20 protein-coding genes are annotated in these 19,631 nt (G+C 49.0%); 14 read left to right on the forward strand and 6 right to left on the reverse strand.

The annotated features are described in order from the left end of the window. The first annotated feature begins 88 nt into the window (after positions 1-88). From phrB to OLMES_RS07095, 9 genes are all read left to right on the forward strand, one after another. Positions 89-1,546, forward strand: coding sequence for a deoxyribodipyrimidine photo-lyase (phrB, locus tag OLMES_RS07055; protein ID WP_198343251.1), 1,458 nt, complete (start codon positions 89-91; stop codon positions 1,544-1,546). Positions 1,547-1,553: 7 nt separating this feature from the next. Continuing rightward, the gene (locus tag OLMES_RS07060; protein WP_232465284.1) at positions 1,554-2,564 is read left to right on the forward strand and encodes an acyl-CoA desaturase; all 1,011 of its coding nucleotides are present in this window, start codon (positions 1,554-1,556) and stop codon (positions 2,562-2,564) included. A gap of 76 nt (positions 2,565-2,640) precedes the next feature. Then, positions 2,641-3,108 (forward strand): nuclear transport factor 2 family protein, encoded by a 468-nt coding sequence (locus tag OLMES_RS07065; RefSeq protein WP_087460611.1) that lies wholly within the window; start codon positions 2,641-2,643, stop codon positions 3,106-3,108. Between the two features lie 48 nt (positions 3,109-3,156). Further along, positions 3,157-3,945, forward strand: coding sequence for an SDR family NAD(P)-dependent oxidoreductase (locus OLMES_RS07070; protein ID WP_087460612.1), 789 nt, complete (start codon positions 3,157-3,159; stop codon positions 3,943-3,945). Positions 3,946-3,956: 11 nt separating this feature from the next. Then, positions 3,957-5,291 (forward strand): NAD(P)/FAD-dependent oxidoreductase, encoded by a 1,335-nt coding sequence (locus OLMES_RS07075; RefSeq protein WP_087460613.1) that lies wholly within the window; start codon positions 3,957-3,959, stop codon positions 5,289-5,291. Next, on the forward strand, positions 5,284-6,228 hold the full coding sequence (locus OLMES_RS07080; protein WP_232465285.1) for a DUF1365 domain-containing protein: 945 nt from the start codon (positions 5,284-5,286) through the stop codon (positions 6,226-6,228). Before OLMES_RS07075 ends, OLMES_RS07080 begins: the two co-directional genes overlap by 8 nt. Positions 6,229-6,253: 25 nt before the next feature. Beyond that, positions 6,254-7,498, forward strand: coding sequence for an SAM-dependent methyltransferase (locus tag OLMES_RS07085; protein ID WP_087464373.1), 1,245 nt, complete (start codon positions 6,254-6,256; stop codon positions 7,496-7,498). A gap of 3 nt (positions 7,499-7,501) precedes the next feature. Beyond that, positions 7,502-8,080, forward strand: coding sequence for a DUF2878 domain-containing protein (locus OLMES_RS07090; protein ID WP_157678203.1), 579 nt, complete (start codon positions 7,502-7,504; stop codon positions 8,078-8,080). Continuing rightward, positions 8,052-8,942 carry a hypothetical protein gene (locus OLMES_RS07095; protein ID WP_157678204.1) on the forward strand — a complete coding sequence of 297 codons (891 nt, stop codon included), beginning with the start codon at positions 8,052-8,054 and terminating at the stop codon, positions 8,940-8,942. Before OLMES_RS07090 ends, OLMES_RS07095 begins: the two co-directional genes overlap by 29 nt. A 2-nt stretch (positions 8,943-8,944) precedes the next feature. On the opposite strand, the gene OLMES_RS07100 is transcribed toward OLMES_RS07095, so the two are convergent. After that, complete coding sequence (locus tag OLMES_RS07100; RefSeq protein ID WP_087460617.1) at positions 8,945-9,994, reverse strand: helix-turn-helix transcriptional regulator; 1,050 nt, start codon at positions 9,992-9,994, stop codon at positions 8,945-8,947. 348 nt (positions 9,995-10,342) lie between these two features. Here OLMES_RS07100 and OLMES_RS07105 point away from each other — a divergent pair, with 348 nt between their 5' ends. The 4 genes from OLMES_RS07105 to OLMES_RS07120 all read left to right on the forward strand — a co-directional run bounded on the left by OLMES_RS07105 (position 10,343) and on the right by OLMES_RS07120 (position 13,973). Beyond that, entirely contained in the window at positions 10,343-11,293 is a 951-nt protein-coding gene (locus OLMES_RS07105; protein ID WP_087460618.1) for a metal-dependent hydrolase, read from the forward strand. A gap of 61 nt (positions 11,294-11,354) precedes the next feature. Then, positions 11,355-12,209, forward strand: coding sequence for a M24 family metallopeptidase (locus tag OLMES_RS07110; protein WP_087460619.1), 855 nt, complete (start codon positions 11,355-11,357; stop codon positions 12,207-12,209). Between the two features lie 10 nt (positions 12,210-12,219). Then, positions 12,220-13,131: an alpha/beta fold hydrolase gene (locus OLMES_RS07115; RefSeq protein WP_087460620.1), complete on the forward strand. Its 912-nt coding sequence runs from the start codon at positions 12,220-12,222 to the stop codon at positions 13,129-13,131. Further along, positions 13,131-13,973: an SDR family NAD(P)-dependent oxidoreductase gene (locus tag OLMES_RS07120; protein ID WP_087460621.1), complete on the forward strand. Its 843-nt coding sequence runs from the start codon at positions 13,131-13,133 to the stop codon at positions 13,971-13,973. Before OLMES_RS07115 ends, OLMES_RS07120 begins: the two co-directional genes overlap by 1 nt. Before the next feature lie 60 nt (positions 13,974-14,033). Here OLMES_RS07120 and OLMES_RS07125 read toward each other — a convergent pair whose 3' ends face one another. The 5 genes from OLMES_RS07125 to OLMES_RS07145 all read right to left on the reverse strand — a co-directional run bounded on the left by OLMES_RS07125 (position 14,034) and on the right by OLMES_RS07145 (position 18,802). Next, positions 14,034-14,549, reverse strand: a complete 516-nt coding sequence (locus OLMES_RS07125) for a DMT family transporter (protein WP_232465286.1) — start codon at positions 14,547-14,549, stop codon at positions 14,034-14,036. A 43-nt stretch (positions 14,550-14,592) separates the two neighbouring features. Further along, a complete protein-coding gene (locus tag OLMES_RS07130; RefSeq protein WP_087460623.1) occupies positions 14,593-15,153 on the reverse strand; it encodes a Crp/Fnr family transcriptional regulator in 561 nt (186 codons plus the stop codon). 41 nt (positions 15,154-15,194) lie between these two features. After that, positions 15,195-17,693 (reverse strand): ATP-binding protein, encoded by a 2,499-nt coding sequence (locus OLMES_RS07135; RefSeq protein ID WP_087460624.1) that lies wholly within the window; start codon positions 17,691-17,693, stop codon positions 15,195-15,197. 76 nt (positions 17,694-17,769) lie between these two features. Next, entirely contained in the window at positions 17,770-18,375 is a 606-nt protein-coding gene (locus OLMES_RS07140) for a MarR family winged helix-turn-helix transcriptional regulator (RefSeq protein WP_087460625.1), read from the reverse strand. After that, positions 18,368-18,802, reverse strand: a complete 435-nt coding sequence (locus OLMES_RS07145; protein WP_087460626.1) for a chemotaxis protein CheW — start codon at positions 18,800-18,802, stop codon at positions 18,368-18,370. Before OLMES_RS07145 ends, OLMES_RS07140 begins: the two co-directional genes overlap by 8 nt. A 290-nt stretch (positions 18,803-19,092) precedes the next feature. Here OLMES_RS07145 and ectA point away from each other — a divergent pair, with 290 nt between their 5' ends. Next, positions 19,093-19,614, forward strand: a complete 522-nt coding sequence (gene ectA / locus OLMES_RS07150) for a diaminobutyrate acetyltransferase (RefSeq protein ID WP_087460627.1) — start codon at positions 19,093-19,095, stop codon at positions 19,612-19,614. Positions 19,615-19,631 lie beyond the last annotated feature (17 nt).

Consider the following 19,631-nt stretch of genomic DNA (forward strand, 5'->3'; position numbering starts at 1 on the left):
TGATGTGCTTGGTTGTTTGATGATAACCAATTGAATCAAATCGCCTTTTTCTTTTCAAGTACAATGTTGTTTGCAGAATTTAGGTATAATGTTAAATTTAATGTGGTTCCGGAGTGATTTGCGGGTTTATGATAATCCGGCGTTAATGGCCGCCCGAAATCAGGGTACAACCTGTGCGATCTATTTCGCAACACCGGAGCAGTGGCGCGAACACGACTGGTCAGAAGGGAAAATATCTCTTGTGGTTGCGCAAGTCGAGGCGTTGTCCCGGGAGTTGGCCAAGTTGAATATACCCTTGACAGTCCTTCGTGTGGAGCGGTTCGCCGATATACCCGAGCGTTTGGCGTGCTGGGTGCGGGAGTGTTCCGTGACGCAAGTATTTTTCAACTATGAATACGAGATTAACGAAAGTGCTTGCGCAGATGCCGTGACAGCAATGCTCCATGGTGAGAGCGTGCCCGCCTGGGGTTATCATGACCAGTGCATTATCCCTCCCGGCCAGATCAGGACTCGTACCGGGGGCGTGTTTAAGGTCTTTACTGCGTTCAAAAAAGTTTTTCTGGAACAGTTTCCAACCCGTTCCCGGGGGATATTCAATCGACCGGAGATGCAACATGCCAAGCCCTTCAAAGGGAATTCCGATGCCTTGAGTGAAATTCCAGTCGAGCGACGTTGGCGCTCTCTCTGGCCTATGGGTGAAAATGAAGCCCATGACCGCTTGAACCGGTTCATCGAGCACAAGATCAACGGCTATCGTGATGATCGGGATGTGCCATCTCTGGACAGCACCAGCGCACTATCGCCTTACTTGACCTTGGGTTGCTTGTCGACCACGCAGTGTATGCATGCGGCGATGAGTGCCAATTACGGGCGTTACCAGGACGGCAATCCCGGGGTTTTAACCTGGATTAATGAATTGATCTGGCGGGAATTTTACCGTCATCTGATGTTTGCCTTCCCGGATATATGCCGTTACCGACCGTTCAAGCCCGAGACAGACCTTTTGCCCTGGTCGCGTGACGAGGCGCTGTTCAGCGCCTGGAAAACAGGGCAAACCGGGTTCCCGATTGTCGATGCCGCGATGCGTCAGCTGCTCCATTTGGGGTGGATGCACAATCGTTTGCGCATGGTGACCGCAATGTTCCTGACCAAAGATCTGTTTATCGATTGGCGCTGGGGGGAGCGCTACTTCATGCAGATGTTGGTGGATGGCGACCTCGCGTCAAACAATGGCGGATGGCAGTGGAGTGCTTCCACTGGCGTGGATGCTGCCCCTTATTTTCGGGTCTTCAATCCCGTGCGCCAATCGGAGCGATTTGATCCGAAAGGTGTCTTTATTCGCCGGTATTTGCCGGAATTGGCGGCGCTGGATGATCGCAGCATCCATCAGCCAAGTGCAGCCCAAGCGAGAGCGTGTGGGTATCCGCTACCCATTGTAGATCATCGTCTTGCTGTTGATTCAGTTAAAGCTCACTTCAAAGCGCTCTCTTTAATTGATGACGATAAAGCGATGCCGACCGTTAATGCGCTTTCGGTAATGGGGTAACTTAGAAATGATGGAATTTAGAAAAGAGATGCACCGAACCGGCGAGTTTCCTCACCGTGGTCGTGGTATTCCGGGTGTATTGTGGAAGAATTTTTTGCTCTGGTTTGATTCTGAAGCGGTAAATCGTGCCGAAGCAAATCAAGATGCAGATTCAGACAGCGAAATTGTTCGCCGGGTTAACTGGGTAAGGTGTTTCCCGTTTTTGGTGGTACATCTTGCTTGTATTGCTGTGCTGTGGACGGGGTGGAGCCCCTTCGCAGTCGGTATCTGTTTCGCGCTTTTCTGGGTCAGAATGTTCGCTGTGACCGCGTTTTACCACCGTTATTTTTCACACCGGAGTTTTAAAGCAAGTCGCGGTTGGCAGTTTGTTTTTGCCGTGCTGGGTAATTCCGCTGCGCAACGGGGTCCGCTTTGGTGGGCCTCCCATCACCGCCGTCATCATAAACACTCGGATCAGCTGCAGGACGTGCATTCGCCTGTGCGCCACGGTTTCTGGTGGAGCCATGTGGGGTGGTTTATGAGTGACGCAGGCTTCAAGACGGATTACTCCGTGATTAAAGACCTGGCAAGATACCCAGAGCTGCGATTCCTGAATCGGTTCGACAGTCTGGTGCCATTCGCATTGATTGTGCTTTTATACCTGACCGGTGAAATAGCCGCAGCGGCCTGGCCTGCGTTGCAAACAAGCGGTTGGCAGTTGGTGGTATGGGGCTTTTTTATTTCGACCGTGATCTTGTTTCATGCAACGTTCACCATTAATTCTCTTGGCCACATTTGGGGTAAGCGTCGCTTTAAAACCCGAGACCAGAGCCGGAATAATCTCTGGCTTGCGTTACTGACGTTAGGGGAGGGCTGGCACAACAATCATCATCGTTTTGCGGTATCAGCCCGGCAGGGATTCTACTGGTGGGAAGTCGATATTTCTTATGGCATTTTAAAAATTATGGCATGGCTGCGCATCGTTCAGGATCTCAATCCTGTGCCAGCGCATGTGTTGCGTGAAGGTCGTAGATCATGAATAAAGCGCTAATGATCGAATGCAGTAGCCGGATCGGATGCTTTGAAACGAAGGTGGAAAAGAGGGCGGGAAAACGATGAATATGAGTATCGCAGAAGCGAATCCTGTGCTGTCGGAAGCGCAACACTGTATCGATAGGTTCAAGCGCTTGTATCAGGATTTGAATCGGGAAACTGTAAACAATGGTCTGTTGGAGGCGGTATACAGTGATGATATCCACTTTGAGGATAGCTTCCACCAAATTAACGGACTTAAAGCCCTGCAAGCGTATTGTGCCTCGCTCTACGAGAATGTGCTGTATTGCGATTTTGTCTTTCATGATACGTGGCTGGACACCGACTCCGCGATGCTAACCTGGTCAATGAATTATGCTCATCCGAAGTTGAAGCACGGCGATAATTTGTATGTTTGCGGTGCAACCCATCTCCGTTTTCATCAAAAAGTCTATTGGCATCGAGATTATTTTGATGGTGGGCAGCTGCTTTACGAGCACATCCCGGTGCTGGGTTTGATAATCAGTAAATTGAAGAAGAGGATGGCCTGATACAAGTCAGGTTTGTGGGGAACTGTTTTAAAAAACGGGGCACTGAGTATGACTGAACGAATCTGGATTATAGGCGCATCTTCAGGGATTGGTGAGGCACTGGTACGAGAGTGGCTGCAGCATGACGTAAAGCTGATCATTAGTGCCCGTCGGGCTTCCTGTCTGGAGCAGCTTGCCCAGCTGGAACCTGAAAAGGTTATCGCACTCCCTATGGATATTACAGAGGCCAAGTCAGTGATTGATGCCGCCAACGAAATTGGTCGATCAGGCGGTGTTGACAGAATTGTCATTAATGCCGGGACTTGTGAGTACCTTGATGCGGAAGACATCGATTTGAAGATGGTGCGCCGGGTGATGGAAACCAATTTTTTTGGTGCGGTCAGCGTGGTAAAAGCCGGTCTGCCACTGCTTCGACAGGCAGCGAGTGTGGGTAGTAAGCATCGTCCAGAGCTTGTATTTGTCTCCAGTAGCGTGACCTATCAGGCCTTACCCCGAGCAGGTGCATACGGTGCGTCCAAGGCAGCGCTACGGTATTTCGCGGAAGCGTTGTACTGTGATTTGCAGCATGAAGGAATTTCCGTGCGTGTTGTGAGTCCCGGGTTTGTGCGTACACCGCTTACTGATCTGAACGATTTCCCCATGCCTTTTCTGATTGAACCCGATGAGGCTGCCCGGCGTATTGTCAGCGGCCTGTCTGGCAAGCGGTTCGATATCCATTTTCCCGGGCGATTCACCTGGTGGCTCAAGGCAATAGCAATGTTACCCGGCAGGCTTCGATGGCGCGTGGCGGGCAGGTTATCCCGACACCGTGAGCAGTCCGGGCAGCCGGTCAATTGAGAGGATTTATTGTGAATAAAGCAGAACAATTACAAACTCAATCGCACAAGCCCGGCCAGCGCATTGCTGTAATCGGGGGCGGGATATCAGGGCTGACAGTAGCTCATTTATTGAGTGCTCAACATCAGGTCGTATTGTTTGAATCTAACGCCTATGTCGGTGGACATACGCACACCCGTAATGTTGCTTTGTCGGGTCGAAACTATCCGGTGAACACGGGTTTTATCGTATTTAATGACTGGACTTACCCGAACTTTATCAAACTGATGGATCGACTGAAAGTGCAGAGTGAAGCATCGGATATGAGTTTCAGTGTTCGATGTGAAAACACTGGACTGGAATACAATGGCACCAATCTGAATAGTTTGTTTGCTCAACGGGTTAATTTGGTCAGGCCGTCGTTTTTGCGTATGGTTGCCGATATTTTGAAATTCAATAAGCAGACGGTGGCATTGTTGCAGCAGGGCGGGGTGAGCGACGATCAGACCTTGGGAGGTTTTTTGGCTCAAGAAGGTTACTCGGACAGTTTTTTAAAATACTACGTGATACCCATGGGGGCGGCAATCTGGTCTGCCTCGATTGATGTGATGAAGGGCTTTCCGTTACGCTTTTTCCTGCAGTTTTTCAATAATCATGGCATGTTGAGCGTGGATGATCGCCCACAATGGCGCGTGATTAAAAACGGCTCCAGTGCTTATATTGATCCTTTGATCGAGCCGTTCAAAAAGAATATCAGACTGAGTGCCCCGGTACTCAAAGTGAACCGTTCCGATACCGCCGTTGAAGTGATCACCGAGTCTTCCCGGGACTATTTTGATCAGGTAGTTTTTGCCTGTCACAGTGATCAGGCGTTGCAAATGCTGGGCGACCCAAGCGCGATAGAAAATGAGGTGCTCGGGGCGCTTCCTTATCAGGACAATGATGTGGTGTTACATACCGATACGCGCCTGCTTCCGAAGCGCAAGCGGGCTTGGGCAAGCTGGAATTATCATATTCCGCAACGCAGCAGTGACCGTGCAATGGTGACCTATAACATGAATATGCTGCAAAATTTTCATGATGCGAGCGAGACCTTCCTGGTTACGCTGAACCGCAATCATGAGATCGCACCGGACAGGATCATTGAGTGCTACCAGTACAGCCATCCGGTTTTTACGGAAGACGGCATTAAAGCGCAACAGAAACATCATTTGATTAGTGGTATGAATCGAACTCACTACGCTGGCGCGTATTGGTTCAATGGCTTCCATGAAGACGGGGTTAACAGCGCTTTGCGTGTGGCCCAGGCATTTGGCCGCTCACTGGATGGTTCTTGTCCCGATGACCAGGTTAAAAAACGTGCTTAGATCCAGACCAAAGCTAACCGCCGTGTGTTCAGTAGCTCCCCGTTCAGACCGTGGCGATGCACTCGCCACGGACTATCTCTCAAGTGCAGTTTATAGCGGCTGGGTGCGTCACCGTCGCTTTGTGCCGGTTTCACATGAATTTGAATACCCTATATTCATGTTGTATTTGAATCTCGATGAACTCACGAGCGTTTTTAATCAAAAATGGTTCTGTTCACTCGAGCATTTCAATCTGGTCAGCTTCCGGCGTCGCGATTATTTGGCGGGCAGCGTGGATTTGCCACAATCACCCGGCGCGAAAACAGACCCGGCTTCGGACTTGAAACAGGCGGTGATACACCGGGTGACAGAAGCGGCTCAAGCGCAAGGACTTATCCCGCCCGATATTCATACGGTGTGCCTGCTTACTCATGTGCGCTACCTGAATGTCATATTTAATCCGGTGAGTTTTTACTATTGTTTTGATGTCTCCGGCAATCTTGTTGCAATTGTTGCGGAAATTACGAATACACCCTGGGGCGAACGTCATGCTTATGTGCTGCTTGTGGGGCAGTCCAGTGAGCGCATGCAATACCGGTTGGCAGGGCAGGCCAAGCATCGCTTCAGCTTTGATAAAAATTTCCATGTGTCGCCTTTCAATCCAATGAATATGCGCTATTTTTGGACCTTTGCAAGCCCACAGGACACAGTGTTGGTTCACATGGACAATTGTATGCATGAAGCGGTGGACGGAACAGTAGATCAACCTGTTCCAGCTGCGTATCCGTTGAAGCATTTTGATGCAACCCTGCGCCTGGAGCGCAAAAATTTTCAGCAACATTTTGCAAAAACGTTGATCCGATCACCGTTGATGACCGTAAAAGTGGTATCTGGAATTTATTGGCAGGCGTTGCGCTTGTGGCTTAAGCGTGCGCCATTTTATGACCATCCGAACTGACAATAATGTGATTGAGGGGAGTATTATGGATCGTCCGGCTACATGGGACAGCACGAAAGAGCGTCGCGGGCTGTGGGTTTCAATTGCCCGAAAACTGGTATTCCATCAATTGTCTCAGTTACACACGGGGTGTATAGAGCTCCGCGAGGGCGATAACGTCTATCATTTTGGCGAAGTGTGGGTGTCTGGCGCTGACCTGGTGGCGGAACTGCATGTTAAAGACCCGGATTGCTATCTGGATATTCTGACCGGAGGCAGCATTGGCGCAGCCGAAGCGTATATGACCGGAGACTGGTCCACGCCTGACCTTACAGCTTTGGTCAGAGTGATGGTGCGTAATCGTGATATTCTCGATCGTATGGAAGGGGGCTTGGCTCTGCTTTCTCGGCCATTCCTGACTGCCCTGTCCCTGCTGCGACGCAATACGGAGAAAGGGGCGCGCCGCAATATCGCGGCGCACTATGATTTAGGCAATGACTTCTTTAAGCGCTTTCTCGACCCGACCATGATGTATTCCTCCGGTATTTTTCCGGAGAAAGATGCGTCGATGGAGCAGGCCTCTTTACATAAGCTGAAAACAATCTGTGAACGATTGCAGCTCAAACCGGGAGAGCACGTGATTGAAATCGGTACCGGTTGGGGTGGATTTGCGCTCTACGCTGCAAAACACTATGGCGTTCAGGTCACAACGACAACAATATCGCAGCAACAATTTAACTATGCGAAAGCGGAAATAGAGGCTCAGGGATTGCAGGATCAGATCACCCTGTTATCGGAGGACTATCGGCGTTTGGAAGGTCAGTACGACAAGCTGGTATCGATCGAAATGATTGAGGCTGTCGGGGCGGAGTTTTATCCTGACTTCTTTGCCACCTGCTCACGATTGTTGAGGCCTGGTGGTTTGATGGTCATTCAGGCCATAACCATAGAGGATCAACGCTTTGAACAGGCACGACGCAGCGTTGACTTTATCAAGCGTTATATTTTTCCGGGCAGTTGCATTCCTTCCACACAGTCGTTGTGCACAGCCGCGATGAAAGCCTCTGATATGCGCTTGGTGGCCTTTACCGATTTTGCCGAGCATTATGCCCGGACGCTCAATGCCTGGTTTCAGCGTTTCCAGTTGAATCGGGCGGAAATTGAGAGCCTCGGTTACAGTGAAACATTTCTGAAAATGTGGGAGTTTTATCTTTGTTATTGTGAAGGCGGGTTCGCAGAGCGTTCGATAGGTGTGGCCCACTTTACCTTTGCCAAGCCTTTATTCCGGTGAACTGTGAGCGCATCTGATCGTTATGCACAAGGGGCTGCCAGCAGGACAGCCCATATGTTAATTAATGCGGGGTTGTTCCAGATCTGCTGGTTCCTGGCGGTTGTATTGCAAAGTAACTGGATGTGGTGGGCGGTTGTATTGATGCTCGCCCACGCGCTCATTTATGTGGCCGGAAACCTGAGAGCCTTGAGAGCGGTAGTTTTTGTTGCCATTCTGGGAATTGTGCTGGATACCGGCTTGCGTTGGAGTGGAACCTATCTGTTCCCCGGACAGGAGTTGGATATCGGGGCATGGATGTTGCCGTTGTGGCTTTATGGTCTTTGGCTGGCATTCGCACTGACAATCCCGATTTCCCTGAGTTGGTTGGCACAGCGGCGTGTACTTTGGGTTGTTAGCTGTGGGGTTATTGGTCCGGTATCTTACCTCGCCGGACGAAAACTCGGGGCGATAGATTATCCTGACGTGACGATTGCCGTGCAGGCAGTCCAATGGTCTGGACTGGCTTGGATTACCCAGGATTTTCTCGACGTTACGGTGCGGGACAACGATTCGGATGCGAACTCAGATGTTGCTCAAGGGTGAAGGTTTGTGCGCTCGGGTGGGCAGGCGGTTCTGCAGCAAAGTAGTTATAGGTTGGTTTGCTGTTTGGAGTCTGGATTGCTCCGCTGCCACCATTCTGTCATGGATGGGCACGGCAACGGACATCGAGTCTGGTGATGATCTGTATCATGAATATTATCGGGTTACTTTAAATCCCGAGAATGAGTATGCAACCGCAAAGGTAGTCTATGTGAGTCCGGCGGGTGAAGTCTTTGCATTTAAAACGTTGAACTACGAGCCGCGAATGCTCGCGCCCCAATTGGTCTTCACCGATTTCAGGCGCAACCGTACAACATCCGTTGATCATGCCGAGCGAGGGGACGGAATTGTTATCCAGAATAGCGAGTCTGGCCGTGAGGAGCGGGTTTCGGCAGCAGCGCTCCCGATGGTTATTGATGCAGGGTTTGACCGATTGGTTCAATCACACTGGTTCGACTTGATCGCAGGGGAAACAATCAAATTTTCATTTTTAGCGTTGAATCGGGCGGAATGGATTCGTTTTCGCATGAAATCCAGTGAAATTGATAAAGCCTCTGGCATGTCGGAGGTTTTGCGCTTATCTATTCAACCTGAAAACACCTTTATTCGGTGGCTTGTTGACCCGATTTCTCTGGAATATGACCTCAACACACGACGGTTGCTCAGGTTTTCCGGCTTAACCAACATTGAAAAGTTTGGGGCTGGCAGCGGGGAGAACTTTTCTGCGAACATTCACTATCGTTTTGCTGTGGATCTGAGGCGCTATTTGTCGGAGAAACGTTGGTACCCCGGTGTCGTGAGTAAGTGGTTTGAAGTCGGTGAAGCGCGCGCTAACGGGATGAGAGAGGCCGTCGCGAGTGAATGAATTCATGACTGATGGCGTGCCTGGCGTGCTTGGAATGCTTTTCGATACTCCGAAGGCGTGGCTCCGGTCTGATTGCGAAAGGCGCGTGTAAAGTTGGCCGAGTCACTATAGCCCAGTTCGGTTGCAATCTGGCTGACACTTTGATCGCTCTGTTCGAGCATCCGTTTGGCACGTAACGTCAATGTTTCATTCGCGATCTGCCGAAAGGTGGTTCCTTCCCGCTGTAAAAGGCGATGCAAGGTTCGGACACTCATAAAAAGCTCCCGGGCGATATCTTCCTGGGTCAGCATTTCTTCCCCGTCATGATAGAGCAACCGCCTTTGGATTCCTGCACCTAATGTTTGGTCTAACTGCGCCAATTCTTCCATCAATTCATCGCACTGCTTAACACTCATTGAAAACGTTGTTGAGTCTGCAAGTGGCAGTGGTACATCCAGTACTTTGGTCGGAATAATCGCCCTGTTCTGGCTGCAGCCCCCCTTTATCGTAACGTTACGGGATTGGGCGAAAGCTTCATGATAGGGTTTGAGGTCGTGGCTTATTTCCAGTCGAATCTCCGGCATTGCATCATGCAGCACAAAGTTGGCCATGGTGTACAGGCTGGCCAGTGTTGCCTCGAGTAAGGCAATTCCAATTGCATCCTCCATCGGGTAGTTGAGTCGCAAATCGATGTAGGTATTGGTTGTTTGTTCGGTAATGCTAATATCCAGAATAGGTAGAATGACCGGCATATATTGATGCGCGATATAGATCGCATCCCTGGCCGTTGGACTACTCAGGGCGGCAAAGCCAACAATGCCAAATGCACTCAGGTTCAACCGGGAACCAAATTCCAGAGTAATACCTGGGCGGCATAACCGCAGCACATTTTGCATCAGTGCTTCGAGTTGTTCCGCGCTCGCCTTGTAATTTTCCAGGCTAAGGGCCGATTCCGGAATATTGGTACCGGCCAACAGCGCCTCTACATCCACACCTTCTTCCTGAGCCATTGTCAACAGGGGGGGGAAGTACCTGAAATCGAAGACTTTATCTCTAGGGCCAAATATAAACATAACAGCATCTTACTATGGGGGGGGCAGCGTCGCCAAGCAATTGTATTCGCTTGATCGTGAATAAACTTCTGATACGCCATTAAATGATGGTACATATTAAAATGTTATCTAGTCCGAAAATGACAATTTTGTGGCATTAACTAACCTGATATAGCGCCCCGGTTCGTGAAAAATAGAATGAATGCCCAGCATGAAAGGGAAACACTGTTATTTGAAGACAGTTTTCCAAGCTTTTAACGCTGAGGCGAGCCTGTTTGCGCCGACGATCGAAGGAGTGTAACCTGGACCAGATTAGCACCGGGAGCTTGGCCAAATACAGGTTGTCTGACCAACGTACCGGAGTGAAGTATGAGTTCGAATAACACGATTAATGTCTCAAAGTCTGTCTCAAACACCGATACCGATTTGGTGCAACGTAAAGTTGCATTCGATTTTTCCGATACTCCGCTGCACTGGATTCCCAACGATCCTTATAGCAGCCACTTTATCAGCGTAATTCACGCCATTTTGCCAGCAGGGGAGTTTTTCTTCTGTCGCCTATACAACAGAGCGTTGCCTTATATTGAAGATGAAAAGCTTCGCGAAGATGTAAAAGGCTTTATCAAGCAAGAAGCCATGCATGCCCGTGCCCATACCACAGGTATCAATGAGTACCTGGCTGCCCAGGGTATGGAAGTTCAAGGCTTTATCAAGATTGTTGAATGGCTGTTCGAGCAGGCACTGGACGACAAACCGTTTGGCAAGTCATTACCTGCTGCAACAGAGAAGCAATGGCTGACGCTTCGCCTTGGGTTGATCGCTGCGGTTGAGCATTTCACCTGTGTATTAGGCAAGTATGCGCTGAGCAACAAAAACTGGGATGCACAAGGGGCGGATGCGACCATATTGGATATCTTGCGTTGGCATGGTGCAGAAGAGATCGAGCATCGTAGTGTTGCGTTTGATGTTTATCAGCATTTGGGTGGCACTTACGCTATGCGTTTCCCGATGATGCTGGTCGCCTATTTGGGGGTCTTGGGATTGTGGAGTAAAGGGGCATCCCACTTGATGCTCCAAGATCCGAAACTGAAAGGTAAAAAGCCACGTCTAATGGGGCGCTATTTCTGGCGTACCTGGAACAAAAAGGCCAAGCAGGGGCAATTACCTTCCGCGGGTTGGTTGTTTTCGCAGGCTACCCGCTACCTCAAGCGTGATTACGATCCAGTAAATGAAGCCTGTACTGAAGAGGCGCAACGTTATCTGGAAACTTCGCCAGCAGCCCTCCGGGCATTGGGCTTTGCGGATTCCGCTGCAGCCTGAGTTGCGTGATTCAGTAATGTTCATGTACTTCGTTTATTGACCGATTCAAGAGTATATAAAAATGCAAAAAATAGCAGATTTCACATCGGGTGAACTGGAACGATTCAAAGATGTTCAGCGTCTTGCATACGAGAGTGTAGAGGCGGTTGAACAGCAACTCGAAGTAGGTATGACCGAAAAGGAAGCGGCAGCCCTGATCAAGGCGTATCTGGATGAGCGCGGCGTAGATAGTTACCTGCACAAGCCATTCGCCTGGTTTGGTGAGCGGACCGCATTTACTGGATTCTGGTCCGATTTTCACTTCTTCCCGACCAACCGCAAGCTGGAAAAAGGCATGCCGGTGATTTTGGATGTCGCGCCAACAGTGGCGGGTTACACGGCAGATATCGGTTATGCACTGTCATTTGGCGAACCTAACCCTGTATTGGAAAAAATGCGTCGTGTTTTGCTGGATATCCGTAGTTACATTCTGGAAGCCGTTTTAGCTGAGAACACGTTCCTGGAAATATACCATGGTGTGGATCAGATTATTGCTGACAACGATTTCCGCAATGCCCACCAGGTTTATCCGCGTCGGGTTTTGGGTCACCGTGTAACCAAGACCCACACCTCGTTCTATGACAATCTGTCGTTGTTTGGCTTTAGCGCCCGTCAGCTCCAATGGCTAGTGCCTGGTGTTGTGCAGGGTCTGTTGAGACAATCTTCACCGCTCTGGAATGATCTGAAAGAGTCCGATCATACACCGATTGCTGGAACCTGGGCTATTGAGCCACACCTTGCAAGTCAGGATGGTCAGGTTGGTGCGAAATGGGAAGAAATTCTGGTGATCACCGACAGCACGGCGTATTGGCTGGATGATAATGTTCCCCATGTGAAAAACATTCGTCCGGCTCCGCCAAAAACAATCGCAGCTTAAGAGGGTAGTTATGAAAGAGTTACTCGTTAAGAGCTATGATGTTGAGTTAAGTGTTCAGGTTTATGGCAGTGCAAAAAAGCCAACATTGTTGTTCCTGCATGGTTTTCCAGATTGCCATAAAACCTGGGATCATCAGGTTGAGGCATTACAAAAGCACTATCAGGTTGTAACCTTTGACATGCGGGGTGTTGGGGGCTCGACATGGTCTGCACGCCGAAACGCCTACAAGATGAACAATATGCTGGCGGATATTGAAGCCGTCATCAATGCGGTTGTTGGCAAAGACGGTCAAGTGCATCTAATCGGTCATGATTGGGGGTCCGTTATTGGTTGGTCATTTATCACTGAGCGATACTATGCCCGGCGTATCTTGTCCTATACCAGTATGTCAGGCCCTCATTTAGGGCTTATGCTGGATTGGGTGCGTCGTAGTTTGTTGTCAGGTAAGCCTAAAAAGGTGGCAAGTGCGCTGAAGCAGGGCATATTCTCCTGGTACGTCTACCTGTTCAATTTACCTGTTATTCCGGAAATGCTGTTTAAATCATTAGGGCCGGTAATCTGGAAGACGGCATTGACCCGTAATGGTGTTGATCCAGATGATGCGTATTTGCAACAAAGCTCGGCGGACATCAAAAGTGTATTTCTGAATCCAGTGAACCTGTATCGACAGAATCCTCTGGATCCTCCACCATTACCGGCAAAGGGTGGTATCCAAATGCCTGTGCAGTTGCTCATTCCAACTGGCGATAGTTTTATTTCGGATCAGTTGTTCGAGTTTTATGATGAGTATGTGCCTCAGTTGACGCGCCGGGTGATTGATGGCAAACACTGGGCGCATCACAGCCATAAAGATGATTTTAATCAGTATGTGCGTGAATTCGTTGAGCGTGTTCAGGGCACTCAAAAGTCGAGGGCTGCGTAATGGGCATATTTAGTCGTCAGCCCGCAATGGCAGGCAAAGTGGTCTTGATCACTGGTGCCGGTAGTGGCATTGGACGTGAAACTGCTGTGGCGTTTGCGCGCCAGAAGGCTCACATCGTGATGGTCGATTTGACCTTGCCGGGTATGGCAGAAACCGGAAGCCTGATTGAATCAGCAGGAGGCTCTCATGAGGCTTATACCTGTGATGTCAGTTCCCGTGAAGCAATGGCTGAACTGGCTGATAAGGTTCACGAGCGGCACTCTGCGCTAGATGTGTTGATTAATAATGCCGGTATCGGTTCTGCTGGCCGATTCCTGGAAACCAGTCTGGATACCTGGGAAAAAGTGCTTGATGTAAATGTTCTTGGTGTTGTCCATGGTTGTCATTTTTTTGCATCGCAAATGGTGGCACACGGCAATCAAGGCTCGATAGTTAATATTGCCTCGGCTGCAGCCTTTGCCGCAGCAAAGGAAATGCCCATTTATGCAGCATCGAAGTTTGCGGTATTCGGGTTTACCGAATCCCTGCGTGCGGAAATGAGTGACTATGGTATCCATGTTGCGACAATCTGTCCCGGATTAATCAATACTTCCATTGTTTCCAATACGGTGTTTGAAGGGGCAATGAGTGCAGGTAATAAAGCCCGCGAGAAAGCTATGGCGCTTTATGAACGCCGCAACTATCCACCCGAGAAAGTTGCCGAGGCCATTCTTGCTGCAGTGGTCAAGCGTAAATCGGTTGTGCCTGTTTCGCCGGAAGCCTGGGCGCTTTATTATGGCAAGCGGTTTGTCCCGGGTCTGATGGAGCGTTTTGGGCGGCTGGATGCCCCGGTCGCAAAATAAGCCGTTCTGTATATTTGCGTCCTGGAATCCTGCCCCGTGCAATTGGGGGCTGGATTTCCCTTAGCGTATCCTGTCCCCCGGCAGATTGAGCAGTATGATACCGGTTATTAGTGCTGCGATGCCGATCATCTTGGTGATATTCAGTGGCGCAACTGGAAGTTGGAACCAACCGAAGTGACTAACCAGCACGGCAAACAGAAGCTGTCCGGTCAAGGCAAAGGACATTACAGATCCGACGCCCATCTTCGGAATTAACCAGTAGAACGTCGCAATTGCAAACGCGCTCAAAACCCCGCCGGAAAACCACAAATACACCGGTACCGCTTTGATGCTGGGCCAATCTGGAAAGTGACGAAAGAAGGTCAATAGTGCCAGCAATGAAAAAATGACACTGCTGCTGAATGCGATGCTGGACGCGAGCAAGGCGTTTTTGAGAAGTTGCCCCAGTTGGGAATTCATCGCTGCTTGCGCGGCAATGGCCGCTCCCGCGAATATGGCTAAAAGTGCAAGTTGAAGCATGGAAGTCTCATCATTCTGTTTTGCCACCAGTATAGAGATATCTCTATTGGTGCTCATTTACATAGGTTGATCAGACTGCGGTGACCGAATAGCGTTGAGATTAAGCTTCAGTTTGACGAATTTTACGAATCCTGCTGAGTTGGGTGGGGGTTATGCCCAAGTGAGATGCGATGTGATATTGAGGGATTCGGTGGGCAAGCTCGGGGTGATTCGCGAGAAATTCACTATAACGTTCTGACGCGGATTGTTGCACAAACGCGACCTCTCTTGGTTCTTTTTCCAGAATCCAGTGCTTTTCCAAATAGGCAATGTGAAATTTTGCCAGCTCATGATTTGAGTTCAAGAGTTCTCGGTATCGTTTGAAATTTATTTCGATGAGTTCAACGGGTTCAAGTGCTTCAATTGCGAATTTGGAGGCTGATTGAGTCAGCAGTGCAATCATGGATCCCGGGTAACTCCCTTCAGAGAAAAAGTTTTTAGAGTATTCGTTTCCCTCGGAATCAGTAATGTAGGCTCTTAATAACCCTTTGCAGACGTATGCGAATGAAGTCGGTATGGTTCCAGCTTCCAGGAGCAGTGCCTGACGTTTCAGTTGTTTGAGGGTTAGCGCGGGTTGCAGTGCTGACCAGCACGCATTGGAACAGGGTGCGTAGGTTGTCATGCTTTCTCTTAGGCTCGTAAAGAGCAGAGAAGTCGCTTGTGTTAGTTCTTGTGCAGCCATTTTTGCAGCGTTGAATCCAATAATTTGATATCAATGGGTTTGCTCAGATAATCGTCCATACCCGCAGCGATACATTTTTCTGCGTCGCCGCGCATTGCATTTGCAGTCATGGCGATAATGAGGTCTTTTCTGTGATTTTCGCCCGCTTCTCCAGCGCGAATTTTGGACGTTGTTTGATAGCCATCCAGAACCGGCATTTGGCAATCCATCAAGATCAGACTGTAACTGTTTTCCTTGAGCAAGCCCAGTGCTTCAAAGCCATTGTTGGCGATTTCTGTTTTGTACCCGATTTCTTCAAGTAACATGCTGGCGACCTCCTGATTGAATGGGTTGTCTTCCACGATGAGGATGGCGTGTGATTCGCTTGCATCCGAAGGACGCTCTACAGGCGCAGAATCTCCATTATTTTTTCCATTGTGAAAAGCGGCCACAGCGAGTTGCGGCTTGTCATCAGTGTCAATCTGCGGGTTTCGATGTTGTTCTTCAGGTTTCGATGGTGGTTTGAGTTGCACAGAAAACGTGAATGTGCTGCCTCCATTTACATAGCTTTCCACAGAAACAGTGCCGTCCATGAGATCGCACAGACGTTTGCAAATTGCGAGCCCCAGACCGGTTCCGCCATATTTTCGGGTGGTGCTGGCATCGACTTGAGTGAAGGCTTCAAATAATGTGTCTTGTTGTGCTTTGTCGATACCGATGCCAGTATCAATGACTTTTCCTGTAAACCGGTAATGCTTATCGATCGTACCGCGCAAGGTTACGCTGCCTGATTCAGTAAATTTAATAGCATTTCCCATCAGATTATTCACGATCTGACGCAGTCGTCCCGGGTCACCGTTCACCTCTGAGTGAGAAAGATCCGTCAGATCAAGAATCAGAGCGAGATTTTTCTTGTTGGCAAAGAAGCGCATTGCTTCAACCACTTCGCCAAGGAGTGCTTGAAGGTCAAAATTAATGGCTTCAAATTCCAGCTTTCCTGCGTCAACCTTGGAGAAATCCAAAATATCGTTTATCAGTGTAAGCAATGATTCCGCGCTGGATTTTGCGACCTGTACTTGACGTGATTGATCCGCTCCCAGTTGTGATTTTTCCAGCAGGGTCAGCATGCCGATAACGCCATTCATTGGTGTTCTGATTTCGTGGCTCATCGTAGCAAGAAATTCACTTTTGGCTTTAGCTGCGCTTTCCGCCATTTCCTTGGATTGAATCAGGCTGCGCTCCGTGGCTTTTGATTCGGAAATATCCTCGATTATTGACCAAATATACTTCCTTCCCGAGCTATCCTGTATCAAAATCCCGCGCAGTAGAACCGGGTAATGTGTGCCATCCTTGCGAATGTATTCTTTCTCATAGGGGCCATAGGCACCGGTTTGCTGCAACGAGTCAATTTGGAGGGCCTCTGCTGATTCGTACTTTCTGGGGGTTATGTCCCAGTAACTGAGTTTCGAGAACTCGTCTTTGGTGTATCCCGTAGGTTGTAACACGGCATCGTTAATTTCAACAAACGCACCTGTATCGTAATCATTCAGCGCGATACCTACCGGTGACAGATCAAACAGGCCCTGGAGTCTGATTTCATTATCGTTGTTTTGTCTGGTGACCTGTAACAGCTTTAAAAAGGGGAGCAGCACTGCAAGACTGAACAGGAACAGTAACAGCCTCAATTCACCGGCGTTATCTGCGAGTTCGGGCCAGCCTTTCTCGGGGATAGCCGCCAGTACCCAGGTGCTACCGGGAAATTTGATGGGTAGGGTGATGGGGGTGTGGTTCCATACGTCTGGATTGCCAAAAAAAACACGTTGCGGGGCGTCGGGCTCGATACTGGTAATTGCGACTGAGAGCGCGGTGTCGGATATGCCGCTGGACTTGTACAGTAACTCGACATCAATGACTGCCGAAACAAGCCCCCAGAAAGACTCATTCTGGTTTTGCGCATTCTGCAGATATACCGGGAATCGCCCGATAAAGCCTTGTCCTCCCTGGATCAGCTTGACCGGGCCGGTCAATACTAAATTTCGACTATCCCTGGCTCGTAGTGCCGCTTCCTTTTGTAGTTTGTTCTTCGTGAAATCCAGGCCGATAGCATTTTCGTTACCCTCATAGGGGTATATCATCGATATAATCAAATCGGGTGCGGCGGCGAGGCTACGGAGTTGGTTTTTATTGTCGAATAGTGGCTTGGCGAATTTTTGAAAGCGCTCCTGGTTCATTCCGGGTTCGGCGTGAATTGCCGCAACCAAGCCTTGCACCGCCTGGACATTGGCGTTGATATCACCTTCCAGCTGGGCGCGCACGATGCTGAGTGTTTTGAGCACATCAGCACGTATTTGCTGTACATGATTTCGATTGTTTAAGTAGTCGACATAGAGTGTGCAGGTGAGCAGTGCAATGATCACCAGAGAGAAGGTTAGCTGATAGTAAACAGTGATGCGCTTGAGGTTGGCCAGTAACTGAGATTGGTCAACGGAAATTCCTGTCATTATCCTTACCCGGCAATGATAATCCGTACGTTTTTACTCAGTGTAGACCTCAGAGCATCACTTTGCTATTCGTGAGTTAGTTGCGTTTTTCCGCTTTTTCCTCACTATAGGCATCGGGCTTGTCAATGGGTGTTGATTGACGATCCAGTGTGCCAACATCGAGGACCGGAGAAGCATCAATGTGTTGCGCATCCATCATGCAGGCGACACGCTGCAGCGATGAAATAATCATGGTTTGTTCCCAGTCCTGTAAGTCATTGAAATGCCGGGTCAGGTGATCCTGCAGGGGGATCGGAGCCTGTTTGAGCATTTCCATGCCTTCTTCTGTGAGGCAGGCGTGCACTTTGCGTTTGTCGGCCTGAGACCGGACCCGGTAAACCAGTTCACGTTTTTCCAGGCGATCCAGAATCGTCGTAACGGTTGCCTGACTCAGATTGACATCCTGGGCAAGTTCCCCAATGGTACCCTGGCCCTTATCACGAATGGCCTGCAGTAACAAAATTTGTGGTGCAGTGAGGCCAGTGGTTTTCGCCAAGTATTTAGAATGTAAGTCTGTCGCCCGTATCACTCGTCTAAGAGCAATCAGGACTTCTTCTATACGGTCCAACAGTGTGTTCCTCTCCCATTCACGTTTAGAGGAATTATAAACTGTGTTGCCCGCCAAGCCGATAGTTTTATCCATATTCTGCAATCTTTTGGCAATATGTTGAGAAATCCACAAGGATCACGAGCTGGTCGGAATTTCGGATGGTTCCTTTAATGAACTCGTTCCCTTGCTCCCGGGTTTCCAGTTGTGTCTGATCCAGATCGATCATTTCATTTACTTCATCCACCACAATTCCAAACAGTCCAGACGGGGTAGTCAGCGATACGATGCACCAGGAATCGTTAGCCGTTTCATCATTAATCTTAAGTAGTCTGCGACCCGAGAGAACCGTGATGGCTTCACCCCGTACACTCAGTACTCCCTCTACCTCGTATGTTGCGCCGGGAATCGGGTTAGGGGCTGTATACCTGAGTATTTCCTTAATGGATGAGACTGGATGTGCGTAGGTTTCAGTTCCTAATGTGAAGCTGATGCATTTATTTTCAACAAGTGTGTGAGCCATTCGTACGGTTCTTAATATCCAAATTGTTATTTTGTTTACAGTTCTAATTTTCGTTTACGTAATGGTGCTAGACAATCGATATATTTAGTGTACTATATTTAGAGCACTAAATAAAATTGAATAAACAAGTATCTTTTTGCGCTCTTAGAGTACGATTTTATCATGGGATACGGGCATATATGATTGAAAAATGAGTAATATATACTAGGTTGTATTTTGTTGGTGCGTAAATGCACATTAGTGGTTGTCTAAATTAAATAGAAGTGTAAATAATAGAAGTGTATATAAATATGGATGATTCCATAAACGATTGTTCGAATATCACATTCCGGCCACCAAGCGCCCTCGATGGTGCTCAAGTTCATAGGCTGGTCAGTCTTTGCCCTCCCCTGGATCCTAATTCGATGTATTGCAATTTGCTGCAATGCAGTCACTTTTCAGATACATCCGTTGCGGCAGTTAGCGATGATGTCCTGGTCGGCTTTATCTCCGGCTACCTTATTCCGAATCAAAGTGAAACCTTGTTCATATGGCAGGTTGCTGTTGGTGAGCAGGCTCGCGGTCAGGGTCTTGCGGGCCGCATGATTGAACAAATATTGCTACGTTCAGCTTGTTCGGATGTGCGTTATCTGAATACCACCATCACAGAGTCTAATCAGGCATCCTGGCGCTTGTTTGAAAGTATTGCGCGACGGTTGGGGGCGGAATTGAACTCATCAGTTTATTTTGATCGGGATCAGCATTTCGCTGGTGATCACGATTCGGAAATGCTGGTTCGCATTGGCCCATTCTCTTTCGGTACGCGAGATTGAATCACATTCAATGTGTC

The organism is Oleiphilus messinensis, from assembly GCF_002162375.1.
GTDB classification, from domain to species: Bacteria; Pseudomonadota; Gammaproteobacteria; order Pseudomonadales; family Oleiphilaceae; genus Oleiphilus; species Oleiphilus messinensis.